This window comes from Neisseria chenwenguii (assembly GCF_002216145.1).
Lineage (GTDB): Bacteria > Pseudomonadota > Gammaproteobacteria > Burkholderiales > Neisseriaceae > Neisseria > Neisseria chenwenguii.
On the sequence record NZ_CP022278.1, the window covers coordinates 2,422,168 to 2,439,794 of the forward strand.

The 17,627-nt window shown below is 54.4% G+C and carries 19 protein-coding genes; 9 read left to right on the forward strand and 10 right to left on the reverse strand.

Features of this window, described 5'->3' with window-relative positions; all coding sequences use genetic code 11:
- Positions 1-40: 40 nt before the first annotated feature.
- A complete protein-coding gene (locus tag BG910_RS11690; RefSeq protein WP_089036994.1) occupies positions 41-721 on the reverse strand; it encodes an energy-coupling factor ABC transporter permease in 681 nt (226 codons plus the stop codon).
- A 148-nt stretch (positions 722-869) separates the two neighbouring features.
- Between BG910_RS11690 and BG910_RS11695 the strand changes: the two genes are divergently transcribed.
- The 4 genes from BG910_RS11695 to BG910_RS11710 all read left to right on the forward strand — a co-directional run bounded on the left by BG910_RS11695 (position 870) and on the right by BG910_RS11710 (position 7,124).
- Positions 870-3,971 carry a DNA translocase FtsK gene (locus BG910_RS11695; protein ID WP_089036995.1) on the forward strand — a complete coding sequence of 1,034 codons (3,102 nt, stop codon included), beginning with the start codon at positions 870-872 and terminating at the stop codon, positions 3,969-3,971.
- Between the two features lie 85 nt (positions 3,972-4,056).
- Positions 4,057-4,638 (forward strand): class I SAM-dependent methyltransferase, encoded by a 582-nt coding sequence (locus BG910_RS11700; RefSeq protein WP_089036996.1) that lies wholly within the window; start codon positions 4,057-4,059, stop codon positions 4,636-4,638.
- A 222-nt stretch (positions 4,639-4,860) separates the two neighbouring features.
- Complete coding sequence (locus BG910_RS11705; RefSeq protein ID WP_408633772.1) at positions 4,861-5,901, forward strand: sulfate ABC transporter substrate-binding protein; 1,041 nt, start codon at positions 4,861-4,863, stop codon at positions 5,899-5,901.
- A gap of 185 nt (positions 5,902-6,086) precedes the next feature.
- Positions 6,087-7,124 (forward strand): sulfate ABC transporter substrate-binding protein, encoded by a 1,038-nt coding sequence (locus tag BG910_RS11710; RefSeq protein WP_198344851.1) that lies wholly within the window; start codon positions 6,087-6,089, stop codon positions 7,122-7,124.
- Positions 7,125-7,171: 47 nt separating this feature from the next.
- Here the strand turns inward: BG910_RS11710 and BG910_RS11715 are convergent, their stop codons facing one another.
- The 5 genes from BG910_RS11715 to BG910_RS12470 form a co-directional block, all read right to left on the reverse strand.
- Positions 7,172-7,645 (reverse strand): hypothetical protein, encoded by a 474-nt coding sequence (locus BG910_RS11715; RefSeq protein WP_123806011.1) that lies wholly within the window; start codon positions 7,643-7,645, stop codon positions 7,172-7,174.
- 60 nt (positions 7,646-7,705) lie between these two features.
- On the reverse strand, positions 7,706-7,942 hold the full coding sequence (locus BG910_RS12465) for a hypothetical protein (protein WP_123806010.1): 237 nt from the start codon (positions 7,940-7,942) through the stop codon (positions 7,706-7,708).
- On the reverse strand, positions 7,943-8,359 hold the full coding sequence (locus tag BG910_RS11720; protein WP_089037000.1) for a PilC/PilY family type IV pilus protein: 417 nt from the start codon (positions 8,357-8,359) through the stop codon (positions 7,943-7,945).
- Between the two features lie 387 nt (positions 8,360-8,746).
- Positions 8,747-9,208, reverse strand: a complete 462-nt coding sequence (locus BG910_RS11730; RefSeq protein WP_123806008.1) for a hypothetical protein — start codon at positions 9,206-9,208, stop codon at positions 8,747-8,749.
- Positions 9,205-9,444, reverse strand: coding sequence for a hypothetical protein (locus BG910_RS12470; RefSeq protein WP_123806007.1), 240 nt, complete (start codon positions 9,442-9,444; stop codon positions 9,205-9,207). Before BG910_RS12470 ends, BG910_RS11730 begins: the two co-directional genes overlap by 4 nt.
- Positions 9,445-9,537: 93 nt before the next feature.
- On the opposite strand from BG910_RS12470, the gene BG910_RS12475 reads away from it, so the two are divergent.
- The 3 genes from BG910_RS12475 to BG910_RS11745 all read left to right on the forward strand — a co-directional run bounded on the left by BG910_RS12475 (position 9,538) and on the right by BG910_RS11745 (position 11,852).
- Positions 9,538-9,741, forward strand: a complete 204-nt coding sequence (locus tag BG910_RS12475; RefSeq protein ID WP_123806006.1) for a hypothetical protein — start codon at positions 9,538-9,540, stop codon at positions 9,739-9,741.
- 183 nt (positions 9,742-9,924) lie between these two features.
- On the forward strand, positions 9,925-10,983 hold the full coding sequence (gene dinB / locus BG910_RS11740; RefSeq protein ID WP_089037004.1) for a DNA polymerase IV: 1,059 nt from the start codon (positions 9,925-9,927) through the stop codon (positions 10,981-10,983).
- A gap of 137 nt (positions 10,984-11,120) precedes the next feature.
- A complete protein-coding gene (locus BG910_RS11745; RefSeq protein ID WP_089037005.1) occupies positions 11,121-11,852 on the forward strand; it encodes a phosphoadenylyl-sulfate reductase in 732 nt (243 codons plus the stop codon).
- Positions 11,853-11,956: 104 nt separating this feature from the next.
- Here the strand turns inward: BG910_RS11745 and BG910_RS11750 are convergent, their stop codons facing one another.
- From BG910_RS11750 to BG910_RS11765, 4 genes are all read right to left on the reverse strand, one after another.
- Entirely contained in the window at positions 11,957-13,567 is a 1,611-nt protein-coding gene (locus BG910_RS11750) for a YdgA family protein (protein ID WP_089037006.1), read from the reverse strand.
- A gap of 188 nt (positions 13,568-13,755) precedes the next feature.
- On the reverse strand, positions 13,756-14,334 hold the full coding sequence (gene mog, locus BG910_RS11755; RefSeq protein ID WP_089037007.1) for a molybdopterin adenylyltransferase: 579 nt from the start codon (positions 14,332-14,334) through the stop codon (positions 13,756-13,758).
- A gap of 76 nt (positions 14,335-14,410) precedes the next feature.
- Entirely contained in the window at positions 14,411-15,445 is a 1,035-nt protein-coding gene (gene ruvB, locus BG910_RS11760; RefSeq protein ID WP_089037008.1) for a Holliday junction branch migration DNA helicase RuvB, read from the reverse strand.
- 70 nt (positions 15,446-15,515) lie between these two features.
- Positions 15,516-15,821, reverse strand: a complete 306-nt coding sequence (locus BG910_RS11765; protein WP_408633773.1) for a hypothetical protein — start codon at positions 15,819-15,821, stop codon at positions 15,516-15,518.
- Positions 15,822-16,114: 293 nt separating this feature from the next.
- On the opposite strand from BG910_RS11765, the gene rbfA reads away from it, so the two are divergent.
- Together rbfA and truB are read left to right on the forward strand one after the other, a co-directional pair.
- On the forward strand, positions 16,115-16,486 hold the full coding sequence (gene rbfA, locus BG910_RS11770; protein WP_089037010.1) for a 30S ribosome-binding factor RbfA: 372 nt from the start codon (positions 16,115-16,117) through the stop codon (positions 16,484-16,486).
- Between the two features lie 55 nt (positions 16,487-16,541).
- A complete protein-coding gene (gene truB / locus BG910_RS11775) occupies positions 16,542-17,453 on the forward strand; it encodes a tRNA pseudouridine(55) synthase TruB (protein ID WP_089037011.1) in 912 nt (303 codons plus the stop codon).
- Positions 17,454-17,627 lie beyond the last annotated feature (174 nt).

Below are 17,627 nucleotides of genomic sequence, written 5' to 3' on the forward strand. Positions count from 1 at the left end.
AGGCCGTCTGAAACATTCATGATTTTTCAGACGGCCTCTCTCAAAACCAAATCGTATTCTTACTTTTCAAATACTTACCGTCGTCAAACGTCTGTATCCACTGCGGGCGCATGGCGATGAAGACGGCGGTGGCGATGCCGCTTAAAAAGGCTTCCACCCACGCCATCAGGAAGAAGACAGGGAAGGCAGACTGCCACAAGATGCCGTCTGAAAACGAGCCGGCGCCGGCTAGTGTGGCGGTGAGTACGGCGCCGGTTGCCAGCATGCTGAGGGCGGAGGCAATGAAGCCGTTGATGAAAATGAAGATGAAAATGTTGGCGGGCAGGCGGTTGACGGCGGTGCGGGCGGCAAGGTTGACCGCCAGCGGCGGTAGGAGCAGGGCGAGGGCGTTGGCGGGGTAGGACTGAATGTCGCCGCCAAACAGCCAGAGGTGCGGAAACAGCAGCATGGTGCCGAGCCAGAGGGCGGCGGGGGCACCGATCATCAGGGCGGTGAAGTTGAGGGCGAGCAGGTGGTAGCTGATGCCGGCGAGCTGTCCGCCTTCGGGCGCAGCGTTGAGTGACCACGCGGCGGCGAGGATGCAGACGGCCACGACAACGGCGCTTTTATACTGCTGCACGGCCTGCCATGCAGGTTTGGCGGCAGCGGCGAGCAGGAGGGCGAGCGGCAGCCATGCGGCGTAGAGGGTGGCAGGTTCAAACCATTCGGCTTGGAAAATCATGGGTTTGCGGGGAAACGGGTTTCAGACGGCCTCAATTATACGCGTTTGCCCGCAAATATCGTTTTTAGGCGCGGCAAATATTCTTTTTAAGTCTGAAACAGGCTAAAATAGCGGTCTTTTTTGCTGTTGATTGAAGTTGGGCGTTTTTATGTTTTGGACTGTATTGATTCTCTTGCTGCTGGCGGCCATCGGCGCGGCGTTGTGGCTGCACTACCGTCAGGACAAAGACTGGCAGGACGAGCTGGCGCACATGAAAGCGGGCGCCGCGGACGGCGAGGAATTGCCGCGTTTACCGGACTTTACCGAGCGCACGGAAACGGCGGAACAGTCCGGTTCGGCGGCGGGTGTGTACGAGCGGCTTCAGAGCCTGCTGACGCAATTTCAAAGACCGGAAGAAACCGAACCTGAAGCGCAAGAGCCTGTTTATATTCAGGATTTTCGCAAGCAGGCTGATGTACCGTCTGAAAAAGCGGCGGTGCAGGACAGTTTCGACCTGTTTCCCGAAGTGGCCGAAGAGGAAGATTACGCGCCGCTGGAATTGGATTTGGGCAACAGGCCGTCTGAAACGGAAACGGCGGCGGTTTCGCAGCTGACCGGCAAGCCGCGCCTTTCCCATGCGCCCGAGCCTTATATTGTGCCGTTTGTGGAAACGGAAGCGCCCGATTACGCGCCGCGCAAGGTTGAGGGCGCGGATTTCGACGAAATCACGTTGGAAGAGGCGACGCGTTCGCTGGGCGAGGCGGCGGTTCAGGAGCGCGCGGAAAAAATGCGGGCGAAAAAACCGGTTTGGGCGGAGATGCCGTCTGAAACCGCGCCCCGTGCGGTGCTGCAACCAGACAGCCGTTTGGAAGTCATCGATTTGGACGATCCCGCCTTGCGCCGTACCCGCGAGCGTGTGTTGGCAGATGTGGACGGCATCCACATCGGCAAGGCGCAGAAGCCGCGCATCGAATCGGCGCAAACCGCGCTGAAAACGTTGGAACGCGAACCGGCTGTGCGCGTCGATATTCCGAGCCGTTGGGACAGAATCGACGACTTGGCCGACATTCATCACAACCTCGCCCGCCAATCCGCCGCGCGCAAACGTTTGGCCGAAGCGGTCGCGCCGGTGCGCGATTTCCGTCCGCAGGTGATTCCCGACGAAGAAGTGTGGGCGAATCTGTCGCACACGTCTTCCGCGCTGACGCGCCGCAACCGCCCGATCCGCCGCATCGATACTTCGACGCGCGAGAGTGTGATTCCCGATGCGGTCAGGGTGAGCAGCAGCGCGGCGAAAGTGCAGCCGCCAAAATCGGTGTTCCCGCCGAAAACTTCGCGTTATCAAAACGAGGTCTTTATTTCCCGGCCCGCGCCGCCGACGGCGACGGTGGTCGAGCCGCCCGTTGTGCCGCCGACCGCGCCCGTTCCTTTGGATATTCCCGAGCCGGCGGTAGTGCCCGAAGCGCCGCCGCCGGCTGCGGTCGATTTTCCCGAGCCGCCGAAATTCAGCGGGCCGGCGGTAGTGCCCGAAGTGAATGCGCACATCAGCACGTCGCCCGAGCGCACGATTTCCGATTATCTGATCAGCGAATCGGTGGACGCGGAAAGTGGAAATCTTCAGACGGCCTCTGCCGCTGAGAAAGATGATGCGGCAGTGGATGTGTTTGAACACGGCGCGGTGCGTGTGCGCGAAACGGGCGCGGTGCCGTCTGGACATCATGCCGTCCGGCCTGTTTTTCAGACGGCCTCAAACAGCCTGATGCCGTCTGAAAACGCTGCCTACGACGACAAACACCTGCCGACCGTCAGCCTGCTGCGCCCGCCGCAATTTGACCCGAGCGCGACGCAGAGCGAAGAGGCGCTGCTGGAAAACAGCATTACCATCGAGGAAAAACTGGCCGAATTCAAGGTCAAAGTGAAGGTGGTGGATTCGTATTCTGGCCCCGTGATTACCCGCTACGAAATCGAGCCGGATGTCGGCGTGCGCGGCAATGCGGTGCTGAACTTGGAAAAAGATCTGGCGCGCTCGCTCGGCGTAGCTTCCATCCGCGTGGTCGAAACCATTCCGGGCAAAACCTGCATGGGCTTGGAACTGCCCAACCCGCGCCGCCAGATGATCCGCCTGAGCGAAATCTTCAATTCGCCCGCGTTTACCGAATCCAAATCCAAGCTGACGCTGGCGTTGGGGCAGGACATTACGGGCGAACCGGTTGTTACCGACCTCGCCAAAGCGCCGCACCTTTTGGTGGCCGGTACCACCGGCTCGGGCAAATCGGTGGGCGTGAACGCGATGATTCTGTCTATGCTCTTTAAAGCCACGCCCGAAGACGTGCGCATGATTATGATCGACCCGAAAATGCTGGAACTGAGCATTTACGAAGGCATTCCGCACCTGCTTGCGCCCGTCGTTACCGATATGAAGCTGGCGGCGAACGCGTTGAATTGGTGTGTGAACGAAATGGAAAAACGCTACCGCCTGATGAGCCATGCGGGTGTGCGTAACTTGGCGGGTTTCAACCAAAAAATTGCCGAAGCCGCCGCGCGCGGCGAGAAGCTCGCCAACCCGTTCAGCCTCACGCCCGACGATCCCGAACCGCTGGAAAAACTGCCGTTTATCGTGGTGGTGGTCGATGAATTTGCCGACCTGATGATGACCGCCGGTAAGAAAATCGAAGAACTCATCGCCCGCCTCGCGCAAAAAGCCCGCGCCGCCGGCATCCATCTGATTTTGGCCACCCAGCGCCCGAGCGTGGACGTGATTACCGGTCTGATTAAAGCCAATATTCCGACCCGCATCGCGTTCCAAGTGTCGAGCAAAATCGACAGCCGCACCATTCTCGATCAAATGGGCGCGGAAAACCTGCTCGGTCAGGGCGATATGCTGTTCCTGCCGCCGGGCACCGGCTATCCGCAGCGCGTCCACGGCGCGTTTGCTTCCGACGACGAAGTCCACCGCGTGGTCGAATACCTGAAGCAGTTCGGCGAACCCGACTACATCGACGACATTCTGAGCGCAGGCGTCGGCAGCGACGATGTATTCAGCAATGCCGTCGGAGGCAACAACGACCGCGACGATTTATACGACGAAGCCGTCGCCACCATCATCAAAACGCAGAAACCCAGCATTTCCAACCTGCAACGCCACTTGCGCATCGGCTACAACCGCGCCGCTTCGCTGTTTGACCTGATGGAAGCCAATGGCGTAATTTCCCCCGCCGAACCCAACGGCAAGCGCACGATTTTGGCGAGAAGCCCGGATCATTCGGACTGATTGCGTTGTGTATTGAATTACAGGCCGTCTGAAAATCCTGTCAATTTTCAGACGCAAACTGAATAACGGAAAAGGAGCGGCTGCAATGAATAAATGGAATGAACGCTACGCGGCCGACAGCGGCTTTGTTTTCGGCACCGAACCGCATGAATTTATCCGCCGCGTTGCGCCGTATTTTCCCGAATCGGGCAGGGCGCTGGATTTGGCGGCGGGAGAGGGGCGCAACGGCGTGTTTCTGGCCGAATGCGGTTTGCAGGCAGAGGGTACGGATTTGTCGGCGGTGGGCGTTGGAAAAGCGCGCAGGCTGGCGGCAATCAAGGGCGTCGGTTTTCATGCCTACGTTGCCGATGTCGCGGAAATGGCGATGCCGTCTGAAACTTTTTCCGTGATTACTTCGGTCAACTGCCATTTCGCCGAACCTGTGCGCAGTCGTTTGGCGCAGAAAATCGTCGCCGCGCTGGTTTCAGACGGCCTTTTTGCCGGTGTGTTTTTCCATCCCGAACAGGCCGCGTTGGCGAAAGGACCGAATGATGCGACGATGCTGGCGGATCTGCCCACACTTCAGACGGCCTTTTCTGGCTTGGAATGGCTGGTGGCGGAACACCGGCGCGAGGGTGTGGGCGATGAGGCGAAATCGGTTATCTGCCTTTTGGGGCGCAAGGTTTAAGTTGGGATAAATGTTGTGCAAATACAGTAGATGCAAATTCTTTTTTAGGCCGTCTGAAATTTTTCAGACGGCCTTTAGCTTTTTTTCGTTTTTCGCAAAGATTTCAGCCTGACAGAAAATTCCCAAACGCTTATAACCGAAAGCCCTTTCCATACAATCAAGCATTCTTTCTGTTTTTTCCGCCGCGCCGTTAAAGTGTTTGCTTGATAATAAACAAAGGGCTTGAAACAGATGAGACCGCTTTGCTATCTTGCCGCCGCACTGGTTTTGGCCACGGCTGCCTGTTCCGACGGGCAGGGTGCGGGTTCGGACGGCGAATACAAAAAAATCCTCAATGTCTCCTACGACGTTTCGCGCGATTTCTATAAAGAATACAACGAGCTGTTTATCAAGGAATACCAAAAATCGCATCCGAAAACCGATCTGTACGTCCAGCAGTCGCACGGCGGTTCGAGCAAGCAGGCGATGTCGGTTATCAACGGTCTGCCTGCCGATGTTGTCACCATGAACCAGGTTTCCGACATCGACAATCTGGCGCAGCGCGGCTTGGTCAAAACAGACTGGGCAGAACGTTTCCCCAACCGCGCCGTACCGTTTACCAGCGTTACCGTCATGCTGGTGCGCAAGGGTAATCCGAAGCGGATTAAGGATTGGAACGATTTGGTGCGGCCGGATACGAAAGCGGTGTTTGCCAATCCGAAAACCAGCGGCAACGGACGCTATGCCTTGCTCAGCATTTACGGCTACGGCCTGAAAGCCTCGGGCGGCGACAAGGCGGTGGCGGAGAAGTTTACCGGCGGTGTATTGAAAAACGTGCCGATGTTTGAAAACGGCAGCCGTGCGGCGAGTACCAGCTTTACCCGCCGCAACATCGGCGATGTTTTGGTGGCGCCGGAAAACGAAGCCTCCGTCATCAGTAAAAAGCTCGAGCCGGGTAAGTTTGAAATCGTTTATCCGAGTTACACCGCCGCACTGGACAGCCCTGTAGCTGTGGTCGAGACCGTGGCGGAGAAAAAAGATTCGGCACAGATTGCGCAGGATTATCTGACTTATCTTTGGAGTAAACCCGCGCAGGAATTGGCGGCCAAGCTGTATTTCCGCCCGAGCGACAAAGACGTTCTGACCAAACACCGCGCCGCATTTCCGGAAACAGAAACATTCCGCCCCGACGAAACGTTGGGCACATGGCTGGAAATCATGAAAACATTTTTTGCCGACGGCGCGCTGTTTGACAGGCTGACGGCAGGAAAGCAGCCGCAGTAGCCGAAATCGCAAAAGAAACCTCAGGCCGTCTGAAAAACCGGTTGTCCCCCGCGGCCGTTTTCAGACGGCCTTTCCATATAACCGCCCGCCATATCGCCATAATCAAAGGTTTGTTTGCGCCGCCGCCGCCACCCACTAGAATGACGGGCATTTAAAACATTTGAAACAAGGAAACCATCATGACTATCCGCACATTCACTTTCGCCGCCGCTGCTGCCGCATTTGCCCTAAGCGCGTGTTCGCCAAAATCCGGGCAGGGCGCGGGCAACGCCGCCGGCGACGGTAAAAGCGTGAAGCTGCTCAACGTCTCTTACGATGTGGCACGTGATTTTTATAAAGAATACAACCCGTTGTTTATCAAAGAATATCAGGCGAAAAGCAAGGGTGAGGAAATCGACATCCAGCAGTCGCACGGCGGCTCGAGCAAACAGGCGATGTCGGTGGCCAACGGTTTGGCAGCGGATGTCGTGACCATGAACCAGACTTCCGACATCGATTTGTTGCAGAAAAAAGGTTTGGTCGCCGCCGATTGGGCCAAACGCCTGCCGGATAACGCTGTGCCGTTTACCGGCACAACCGTGTTCCTCGTGCGCAAAGGTAATCCGAAGCAGATTAAAGACTGGAGCGATTTGGCCAAACCGGGCGTCAAAATCGTCCTTGCCAACCCGAAAACCACGGGCAACGGCCGCTACGCTTTTCTCGGCGCCTACGGTTACGGCCTGAAAGCGAACAACGGCGATGAAACGAAAACCAAAGAATTTGTTTCCGCGTTGCTGAAAAATGCACCGTCTTTTGAAAACGGCGGACGTGCGGCGACCACGACGTTTACCCAGCGCAACATCGGCGACGTGTTGATTACCTTTGAAAACGAAGCCAACCATGTGAGCAAAAAGCTGACGCAGGGGCAGTTTGAAATCGTTTACCCTAGCTACACCATTCTTTCCGAAAGCCCTGTGGCCGTGGTGGATAAAGTGGTCGAGAAAAAAGGGACGCAGGCCGCGGCCAAAGCCTATCTCGAATACCTCTGGAGCGTACCCGCGCAGGAATTGGCCGCCAAACTCTATCTGCGCCCGCGCAACGCCGAAGTTTTGGCAAAACACAAGGCCGATTTCCCCGACATCGAAACGTTCAAACCCAACGAAAAATTCGGTACTTGGGAGGAAATCATGAAGAAATATTTCGCCGACGGCGGGCTGGTTGACCAGCTTTCGCCGAAGAAATAAGCAGCTGTCAGAAACAAAAAAGGCCGTCTGAAATTCAGACGGCCTTTTCAGCGGGTTGACGTTGATTTCCTCAATATTGCCGCTGTCGCCGACCCACACAATACTTTGTTGCCCAACTTGCCGCTTTGGGCGTCTTGCATTTTGACATTGACACGTTTGAGAGATAAGCCTTCGCTGGTAATCATCGCGCTGGCCTGTACATCGCCTTCGCTGAAGCGCTTGTCGTTGTTGGTGTCAAACAGCTTGTCGCTGTACAGACCGCCGGTAAACAGGCTGACCTCGATAAGGGCAGACTGGCCGGAACTGGTACAGACATTGGCCGAATTTTCGCTTGCCTTATTAGAAAAAGCAAAAAACTGCGCCACTTTATTACGGCGGACATACGCATCATCAATGCTGATGAAGCCTTTTGGCAGCGCAAGCTGCCAGCCTTTTTGATTTTCAATCGGATTGCGGGTGGCCTCATAAAACGTTCTATTGCCGTTGGCCGCAACAACTTTGGTTTGGACTTCCTGTTTCAACAAGTCGTTTTCGGAAATAGCCGAACCGTCTTTGTCAAACAGGCCGTAGGCATGGTTTTGCTATCCGGTATCGCCCTGGGTTGACGGATTAAAATAGATGCCTGTGCTGAAAATCACAGTATTGCCCGCTACGTCTGGCGCTCCGGTAATCGGACGGCTTCCGTTGAACTTGACTTTGGCCGACCAAGTGCCGCTTGAGGCATTATAATCCGCACGCCAGAGTTTGCCTTCTTCGTCGCCAGCGTAGATACGGTCGATTGCGCCGTCACCGTCGGGTATCGACGGTTTTGGGTGCACCTACGCCGGTTTTGCCCGATTCGATTTTCCAGTACCGCTGACAACGGCGACAGGGATGTCTTTACCGTCTTTTTTTACCGTACCCAGCTCAGGTTTGTGGACAGGCAGCCCCAAGTCGGCATCATCCGCAGCAGTAAATTCCCACATTACATCGCTTGCAGACGGAGAATAGTCGGAACTCCCCATTCTACTTGCATCAACCGCATAAACAGCGGCCACTTCTTCGGCTCGGCCGGTTGTGCCGACGATTACCGAAGTCTGCTGATCGTTGACACAAACTTCGCCGGCAACAGGAGAGCCGTCGTTAAGATAGATATATTCATCGTTTTTTTCTGCAAAATTTCTCAGCTTGGGCAATACGGTCGAAGGAATGTAGGCAAATTTTTCGTTACCGTCAGTGTCACTGATGTGCAGCATCTCGTCGTTGGCGGCAAAATGCGTAAACAGAAGCCCGATTTTTCAATTCGTTGTAGCGGATCGCGTTTTGGCAAACGTCTTGTGCGGGCTTGGGCAACACTTCTACGGAGGAATTGACAACCGTGCCGAGCAGCCCACCGGCAGGTCGGACACGGAAAGTATCGCCGCCGGTTTTCATTAATGCTGTCGCCCAATAATATATAGTTAATCAAGTTGGCAGAATTTCTGGTAATGGTTTGGTCTTCCGGTAATCCGAGTTTGGAGGAAATATCAGTCCGGTTGGCTGTCGAAAAGCGTTTGTCCGTACCCGAAATCTGAGTCCAAACTTGACGGTTAGCAGATTTACTGCCTCGGAACGCCTCTAATTTAGTTGCAAATTGCCATTTGTCAGTATATCCGCTGGGGATCTGTGTATGCATAACAGTTAGGCTCCAGCATTCCCGGTTTGCAAACTTCTACAACAACATTCATCAATTTATAGACACCTTCTTTCAAGGTATAGGTGCCGCGGTTATTGTTGTATCTACCGCCTGATGTAGGGACGGCAATGCGGAAATCGCTGTTATTAACCCGAAGCCCGTCGCTTTCCACTTGCAGGCCGGCAGTAGGAAAAACCTTTCCGGTTTGAAGCAAATCCGTGGCAAGCTTTCGCATTGCCATACCGGTCTGGCCGTTACGCCCTTTGTCTTGAGTAGCGGATACATTTACGAATGCACGACGGAGTGCGGTAAAGCTTGAGGTGTCGGCGCCTTTGTAATTGGTTGCTTTATTGCCTGCACCAATAGCGCGGTTACCACCGGTCATTGCCAAGCGGTAGATGTCGATAGACGTCATGGTCAACCAGTTCATCGCTTTGCCGCTGTATTGACCGCTACCGCAGTAGCCTTTTGCATCCGCATAGGCCACAGGCGTGAAATAACCGTTTGTCTCGTTATAGGTATAGCATTTTTTTGGTCAAAATAACCGACAAAGCTGCCTGCTTCAAAAGCGGCTTTGGTCAAGCGGGGAACGCGTCCGGTAGTCCCCGAGGTGAATTGCCGGTAGAGATAAAACGGAAACGGATCATCTTTGGTTTGCTGCATCATGGCCGTATTTCCCCACAAGCCGGCTGCATTGTAGGCAGCCCCTGCTGTCGGAAACTCTACAGACAAGGCGAGCAGTACGTTAGGCGGATAGCTTTGGCTGGCACCGACAAAAGGGGCGTTAGAAATATCGGTTTCCGCATAAATTTTGCCCGCGCCAAATGCGGCGAGGGCTGCAAGGGTAAAATTGGAGAGCGGGTTTGGAACGAGTTTTCATCGGTTTTCCTGGCTGAAAATGTGGGATTAATTGTTATGATTTTAAGGTATAACAAATTTCAACATATTATTATTTCTTTGTAATAAATTCAGTCTGGTGCCGTCTGAAAAAGGCTTGGGGCGCGGCTTTTTGGCGACAGTATGTCTGATGGAAACGATTTGCGGAGGAGGGTTGTTTTTCAAAAAGATGGCCGGTTCGACTTGTTTTATAATCAAGGCCGTCTGAAAACGTCTTGTATCTTGTACCTGTTGAGTATCGTTCCAACCATGTCCGCCCGCAAAATCATCCACCTCGATATGGACGCGTTCTACGCCTCGGTAGAATTGCGCGAACAGCCTCATCTTAAGGGCAAGCCCGTGGTGGTGGCATGGGAGGGCGCGCGTTCGGTGATTTGCGCGGCCTCGTATGAGGCGCGGCAGTTCAGGCTGCATTCGGCGATGTCGGTGGCAACGGCCAAACGGCTCTGTCCGCAGGCGGTTTATGTTCCGCCGCATTTCGATTTATACCGCCGCATTTCCGCGCAGATTCACAGTATTTTCAGACGGCATACCGATGTAATCGAGCCGCTCTCGCTCGACGAAGCCTATCTCGACGTGACCCGCAATTTCCAAAACATTCCCTATGCCAGCGAAGTGGCGAAAAAAATCCGTGCCGAAATTTTTGCCGAAACGGGGCTGACAGCTTCGGCAGGCATCGCGCCCAACAAATTCCTCGCCAAAATCGCCTCCGACTGGCGCAAGCCAAACGGACAGTTTGTGCTGCCGCCTGAAAAAATCAGCGCTTTTCTGGAAACACTGCCACTGGGCAAAATCCCCGGCGTGGGCAAGGTTACGCTGAAAAAAATGCAGGCACACGGAATGCGGACCGCCGGCGATTTGCGCCGTTTCGAGCGCGGCGAACTGCTGAACCTGTTCGGCCGCTACGGTTACCGCCTCTACGATTTGGCGCGCGGTATCGACGAGCGCCCCGTCAAACCCGACCGCGAACGCCTTCAGATTTCTACTGAAATCACGCTGCCCGAAGATCTGCCGCTGGCGCAGACTTTGGAACACCTGCCGCATCTGGCCGAAGATTTGTGGCGGCAGATGGTGCGTAAAAACGTCGAAGCGCAGGGCGTTACCCTCAAGCTGAAAACCTCCGATTTCCGCATCATCACCCGTTCGCTGACCTATTCTTCCGCGCTGCCCGACAGCACCTCGCTGCTCCTTGCCGCGCAAACGCTGGCCGCACGCATTCCGCCCCAGCGCGAAGACACGTTCCGCCTGATCGGCATCGGCGTCAGCCACCTTTTGCCCGAAAACCGCCAGCCGCCGCTTTGGTTATAAAGAAAGAAAAAAGCATTCTTTCCGATGCGGTAGCGAGGGGCGGACAATAATGAGGTGTGAGATTTTCAAACGGCCTTCTTAAATTGAATCAGGCCGTCTGAAAAAATAAAACCAAAAACCAAAGGAACACCCAAACCATGTCCTCATTCCGCCCTAAATTCTGGCAGATTCCCGCTGCTACCGAAGCCGACGAACAGCGCCTGCCCGAGTTGGCCGCCGCGTTGGAAGGCCGTCTGAAAGAGATTGCCGAACGCTTTCCGCAAGCCGTGTTCGCCTCCAGCCTCGCGGTTGAAGACATGGTGATTACCGACACCATCTGCCGTCTGAAACTGCCGCTGCGCATCATCACGCTCAATACGGGCAAGCTCAACCCAGAAACCGCCGCGCTGATTGCCGAAACCGCCGCGCGTTACGGCATCGCGCTGGAAGTGTTCACGCCCGACGAAGCCGCAGCTGTTGCGTTTGAAGCTGAATTCGGTGCGGCGGCAATGTATGAAAGCGTCGAACTGCGCCGCCGCTGCTGCCACATCCGCAAAATCGAACCTCTCAACCGCGCCCTCGCCGGTGCGCCTGCCTGGTTGACGGGGCAGCGGCGCAGCCAGTCGGATACCCGCAGCGAACTGGTGTTTGAAGAGCAGGATGCAGGCCGCGGCATCGCCAAGTTCAACCCGATTTTCGACTGGGAAGAAGCCGACATTTGGGCATACGCCGAAACCCATGATGTTCCGCTCAATGCGCTCTACCATCAGGGCTATCCCAGCATCGGCTGCGAACCCTGTACGCGGCCGGTGAAAGAGGGCGAAAACATCCGCGCGGGCCGCTGGTGGTGGGAAAGCAAAGACAGCAAGGAATGCGGTTTGCACAAATAGGGATAAGACAACGCAATTCGGTTACTGATTTTTCCAATTTTATTGGCGATAAATAAAAAGGCCGTCTGAATATTCAGACGGCCTTTTAACGTTTATGACGGAATTTATGGCTTGGATTTGGCGCTTTCCTGCTCTGCCGCTTCCTGTTTTACGGCCTCTTCATTTTCATTGAAGAGCGATTCATCGCCGATGTCGATTTCCTCTTCGTTTTCCAAGACCTTGCCGTTGAGTTTCAACTCGTTGTTTTTCAAGGTCAGATGGGTGTTGATATTGCCGTTGGTAACGGTCAGGTATTGCTCGGCAGCCATAGATTGGATGGTGCTGTCCACCATCATGCGCAGGGTTTCGTTGATGTCTTCGATGTCGGCCTGTCCGGCGGCTTCGTCTTCAGGATTGATGCTGAACAGACTCTGCGCTTGGTTGGCGGCAAGGGATTCGATCAACTTCTGCGGGACTTGGAGTTTGAAATCGGCTTGGGTTTTTTTCAGCATTCCGTCCAAGCTGTCCAAATCTTTTTGGGTCAAACCGTTAAACGCCAGCTTGCCGCTTACGTCAACCAAACCGTGCGGCATGGTGAATTTGAAGGTTTTCACGTTCAACACGGGGTTTTGCGTAAACAGGCCGGAGGCTTTGGTTTTGACGGTTTGGATCAATTCGTCCTGAATCTGTTCTTCGCTCATTTCTTTACCGGCAACTTCGGCGAGCTTGGCTTTGAGTGTGGTCAGGCCGGCGGCGTCGAGGTGTTCGGCGGAAATATTGATGTCGAGCGGGCCGTATTTGTCTTCGCCGTAAGCGAGGGTTTCAAATTGGAAACGGCCTTCGCTGTTGATAAATTTGCCGGACTCGGCGGTATTGGTATCAAACTTGAGCTTATTGACTTCGATTTTCGAGGGCGCAATCGTACCGGTCGGGTTGATAAACGCGCCGATTTGCAGGTTGGTCACCATGTTGACCAACTCGTTGAGTTTCAGGTTGTAATCGATGCCTTCTTTCCATTGCAGCATGAATTTATCGACGGCGATGCTGCTTTTGCCCAAAGCGATTTTGTTTTGGCCTTCGGTGGTTTCGGATTGGAAACTGAGGTTTTCCATGGTTACGTCGCCTTTGTCGGCAAGTTTGACTTGCAGCGACGGGGCGGCGTAATCGTGTTTGTAGGATTTGAAGCCGTCGTCGTAGGCGGTTTCGCCGCTCAGACCTTTCCATTGGATTTTGATGCCGGAAAGCTCTTCGTAGTCAAACGCGGGCATTTCCATCTTCATCACGCCGTTGCCGTTGAAATGGATGGTGTTGGTCATTTTCAACGGTGTTTCGGTGCCGAAGAAGCGGGCGAGGGCTTTGGTGGTTTCGGGGGAATATTTAAACTCGGTTTCCACCTGCGCGCGCGTACCGAAGCCGCCGGCAAACGGGCCGTGTTTGACGTGGTTGACGATGGTAACCGGCTCGATTAAGACGGTTTTGAGGTTGTCGGGCAGGTATTTTTGGGTATTGAGAAGCAGGGTCGGCTTCACGCGCACGACCATGGTTTCCGTGGCGCTAAACCAGCCGCGCTCGTATTTGTGCGATTCGACGGTGAGAAAACCGGATTCGTTTAACAATTTCTGCTGCGCGGTCAGGCTTTCTTCTGCTTTGATACCGAAGTAGTAGGGCGTGCCGAGACCGACGGCGGCGGCCGCTACGGCAATCGCGGCCACGGTCGGGATGAGAAATTTTTTCATTGCTTCGGGTCGATGTTGGGTGGTTCAAAAAAGGGCAAGGATAGCACTTTTTACAGGCTTTGTGTTGCGCTTAGGACAGACGGGAGGAATATGATAACGAAAGGATTTTTGCATGGAATTTTGTGCGGATACCGTCTGAAAAACGGTTTGCAGACGGCATTTTTTCAGATTTTCAGACGGCCTCGGGCTTATTTCTGCTTAGGGCGGAACGCTTTGCTGATGCTTTCGTCGGTTTCGATAAATGCGCCGCCGATTAAATCGACGCAGTAGGGAATCGCGCTAAACAGGCCGTGCACCTTGATTTCACCGTTTTCCCCACGCACGCCGCCCAGCGTTTCCGCAATCGCCTTCGGGCGGCCGGGCAGGTTTACAATCAGGCATTTGCCGCGGATTCCTGCCGTCTGCCGCGACAAAATGGCGGTCGGCACATAATAAAGGCTGATTTGGCGCATCTGTTCGCCGAAGCCGGGCATTTCTTTGTCTACGACGTTTAAAGTCGCTTCGGGCGTGATGTCGCGCGGGGCGGGACCGGTGCCGCCGGTAGTAAAAACGAGGTCGCACAAATCTTCGTCGGCCATTTTTTTCAGCGTATTTTCGATAACGGCCTGCTCGTCGGGAATCAGCGCTTCCACAAACCGAATCGGATTTTTCACGGCTTTTTGCAGCCAGTCTTTCAGCGAGGGAATACCTTCGTCGGCATAAACGCCGCTGCTGGCGCGGTCGCTGGCGGAAACGAGGCCGATGGTGACGGAGGGTAGGGGATTCATCGTGATTCCTTGTGTGTCGTTTGTCAGGCCGTCTGAAAATTCAAGAGGTTAGAACGAAACGGCGGAAGAGATGTTTTCAGGAACGCGCTGATTTCAAACCGAAATGCAGATACGCGCGCTCGGTAGCCATACGCCCGCGCGGGGTGCGTTGCAGAAAACCCTGCTGAATCAGATACGGCTCGATGACGTCTTCAATCGTGTCGGTAGATTCGCCGATGGCCGCAGCGACGTTTTCCAAGCCGACCGGCCCGCCGCTGAATTTGTGCAGGATCGCTTCGAGAAATTTTCTGTCCATCACGTCCAAACCCTGCGCATCAACGTCCAGCATACTCAAGGCTGCATCGGCAACGTCGGCATCAATCACGCCGTTGTGTTTCACGTCGGCATAATCGCGCACGCGGCGCAGCAGGCGGTTGGCAATCCGCGGCGTTCCGCGGCTGCGCTTGGCTACTTCCATTGCGCCTTCGTCGCCCATCTCAAGCTGCAAAAGTTGCGCCGAACGGCGGACAATAGTTGCTAAGTCTTTGTTTTCATAAAATTCCAAACGTGCCACAATCCCGAAGCGGTCACGCAGCGGATTGGTCAGCATCCCCGCGCGCGTGGTCGCGCCGACCAGCGTAAACGGCGGTAAATCAATTTTGACAGAACGCGCCGCCGGCCCTTCGCCGATCATGATGTCCAACTGATAATCTTCGAGGGCAGGGTAGAGAATTTCCTCAACTACGGGGCTTAAGCGGTGGATTTCGTCAATAAAAAGAACATCATGCGGCTCAAGATTGGTCAGTAGCGCCGCCAAATCGCCGGCGCGTTCCAACACCGGGCCGCTGGTTTGACGCAGATTGACGCCCAATTCTTTGGCAATAATGTGCGCCAGCGTCGTTTTGCCCAAACCCGGCGGGCCGAACAAAAGCGTATGATCCAGCGCTTCGCCGCGTTTTTTCGCCGCTTGGATAAAAATTTCCAATTGTTCTTTGGCTTTCGTTTGCCCGATGTAATCGGTAAGCGTTTTCGGGCGCAGGGCGCGTTCCAACAATTCTTCCTGCGGAGAAAGGTTCTGCGCCGTTACGATACGCTGTGGCCGGGCGGCGGTAAGATTGTCTGTTTGCAGCATAATATTCGGAAATTAAAAGATTTTTCAAACGGCCTGAATGCTTTTCGACCGTAAACAACGAAAGCGTATTCTAACCGCGTATTTCGCGCCAAGCCAGATAATCGCGCAACGGCGGCATCGGCGGATTGATGCAGTGCGGGCAAACGCCGGTAATGTCTTCATCGTCGCTGTCGATATGGAAAGCGTCCGGATCAAAGCGAACCTGCTGCAAAACCGCCTGCGCCAAAGCCTGCGCCTGAACAACGTCAAATTCAAAACGATCGAGAATTTCATTAAGCAGCGAAAATTCGCCGGCGCTGAAACCGCTGGAATTTTGCGTAATCAGGTGTTGGTAATCCTGATTGGGGATTTTGAGGAGCAGATGGGGCTGGAGCATGATGGAATGGACTGGTAAATTTTAGACTTTTTGCATTATATCACATTAATTCCTTAGTTCGCATAATGTATATTATGTAAAATTATATTTAGCTATTCACAATTGGTCAACGGCGTGATTCTGGCCTGCGAGGCGGCGTTTTTGTTTAAATTAATTTGTGCTGTTTGACATCATCAAATACCACCTTCATTCCCAACCTTTTTCAGACGGCCTTAAACAGCCGATTTCCGCTATAATAACGCACTTACAGCGACTTAGGCCGTCTGAAACGGCCGCTCTCTCAAGGATTTACCATGCGAAAACCCCAACGCGGCTACGCCCGCCAAGACCGTGTTCAAGAACAAATCATGCGCGAGCTGGCCGAGCTTGTCCGCACCGGCCTGAAAGACCCGCGCGCGGGCTTCATCACCATCAACGAAGTGGACGTTACCCGCGATTACAGCCACGCCACCGTATATTACACCGTTTTGAACGACGGCACCCGCGAAGTCACCGAAGAAGCGCTGGAACACGCCAAAGGCTATCTTCGCACGGAATTATCCAAAAGAATCAAACTCTTCAAAACGCCCGAGCTGCATTTCAAATACGACGAATCGCTGGAACGCGGCATGAGCATTTCCAGCCTGATCGATAAAGTGGCCGCGGAAAAACCGGTTGAGGATTAACATTAGAACAAAGGCCGTCTGAACACTTCAAGACGGCCTCAATCAAGAAAACCCCATGCAAAACAAACCCCTAAAACGCAAAATCAGCGGTGTTCTGCTGCTCGACAAACCGCTCGGGCTTTCAAGCAACACTGCGCTGCAACAGGTCCGCCGCCTTTACCGCGCCGAAAAAGCGGGGCATACGGGTGTACTCGACCCTCTGGCGACGGGGCTTCTGCCCATCTGCTTCGGCGAGGCGGCGAAGTTCGCCCAATATCTGCTCGACGCAGACAAAGCCTACACCGCCGAAATGCGGCTGGGCGAAGCGCGCAGCACGGGCGATTTGGAGGGCGAAACCGTGGCGACGGGGCGCAGCGGCGTTTCGCTTGCAGAATTTCAGACGGCCTGCAAGGCGCTGACGGGCGCGATTCGGCAAGTTCCGCCGATGTTTTCCGCCTTGAAACACGAAGGCAAGCCGCTTTACGAATACGCGCGGCAAGGCATTACGATTGAGCGCAAACCGCGCGACATCACCGTTTACTCAATTGATATTGTTGAATTTAATGCGCCTCAAGCGCGGATAGACGTGCGTTGCAGCAAGGGTACTTATATCCGCACGCTGAGCGAGGATCTTGCCAAACAATGCGGCACACTCGCCTGCCTCACCGCCCTGCACCGCACGGAAACCGCGGGTTTTACCATCGCAGAAAGCCACACGCTCGAAGCGCTTGAAAAACTGGCAGAAGCCGAACGCGACGCGCTGCTGCTGCCTTGCGACGTTTTGGTGCGCCACCTGCCGCAAATCACTTTGAACGATAAAGCGGTGGAAATGCTGAAATTCGGCCAACGCCCGCAGTTTGGCGAAAACATCGGCCATGAAACGCCCATCCGCGTGTACGGCCGCAACGGCGCGTTTGTCGGCCTAGTGCAATACCAAAAAGAAACAGGCCGTCTGAAAGCACTGCGGCTGATGAATACGGCGGGGTAAAAAACTGCCGTTTTTCTGTTTTTCCGTTTAAGCCGTCTGAAAATCCCGACACTTTTCAGACGGCCTTTTCGCATTCCACCCTGCCCTACATCCAAAACTTATAACGAAATCATCTTATATTAAAACCAAGCATTCTTTCCTTTTTTCAGACGGCCTCTTTAAAGTAACGCCGTC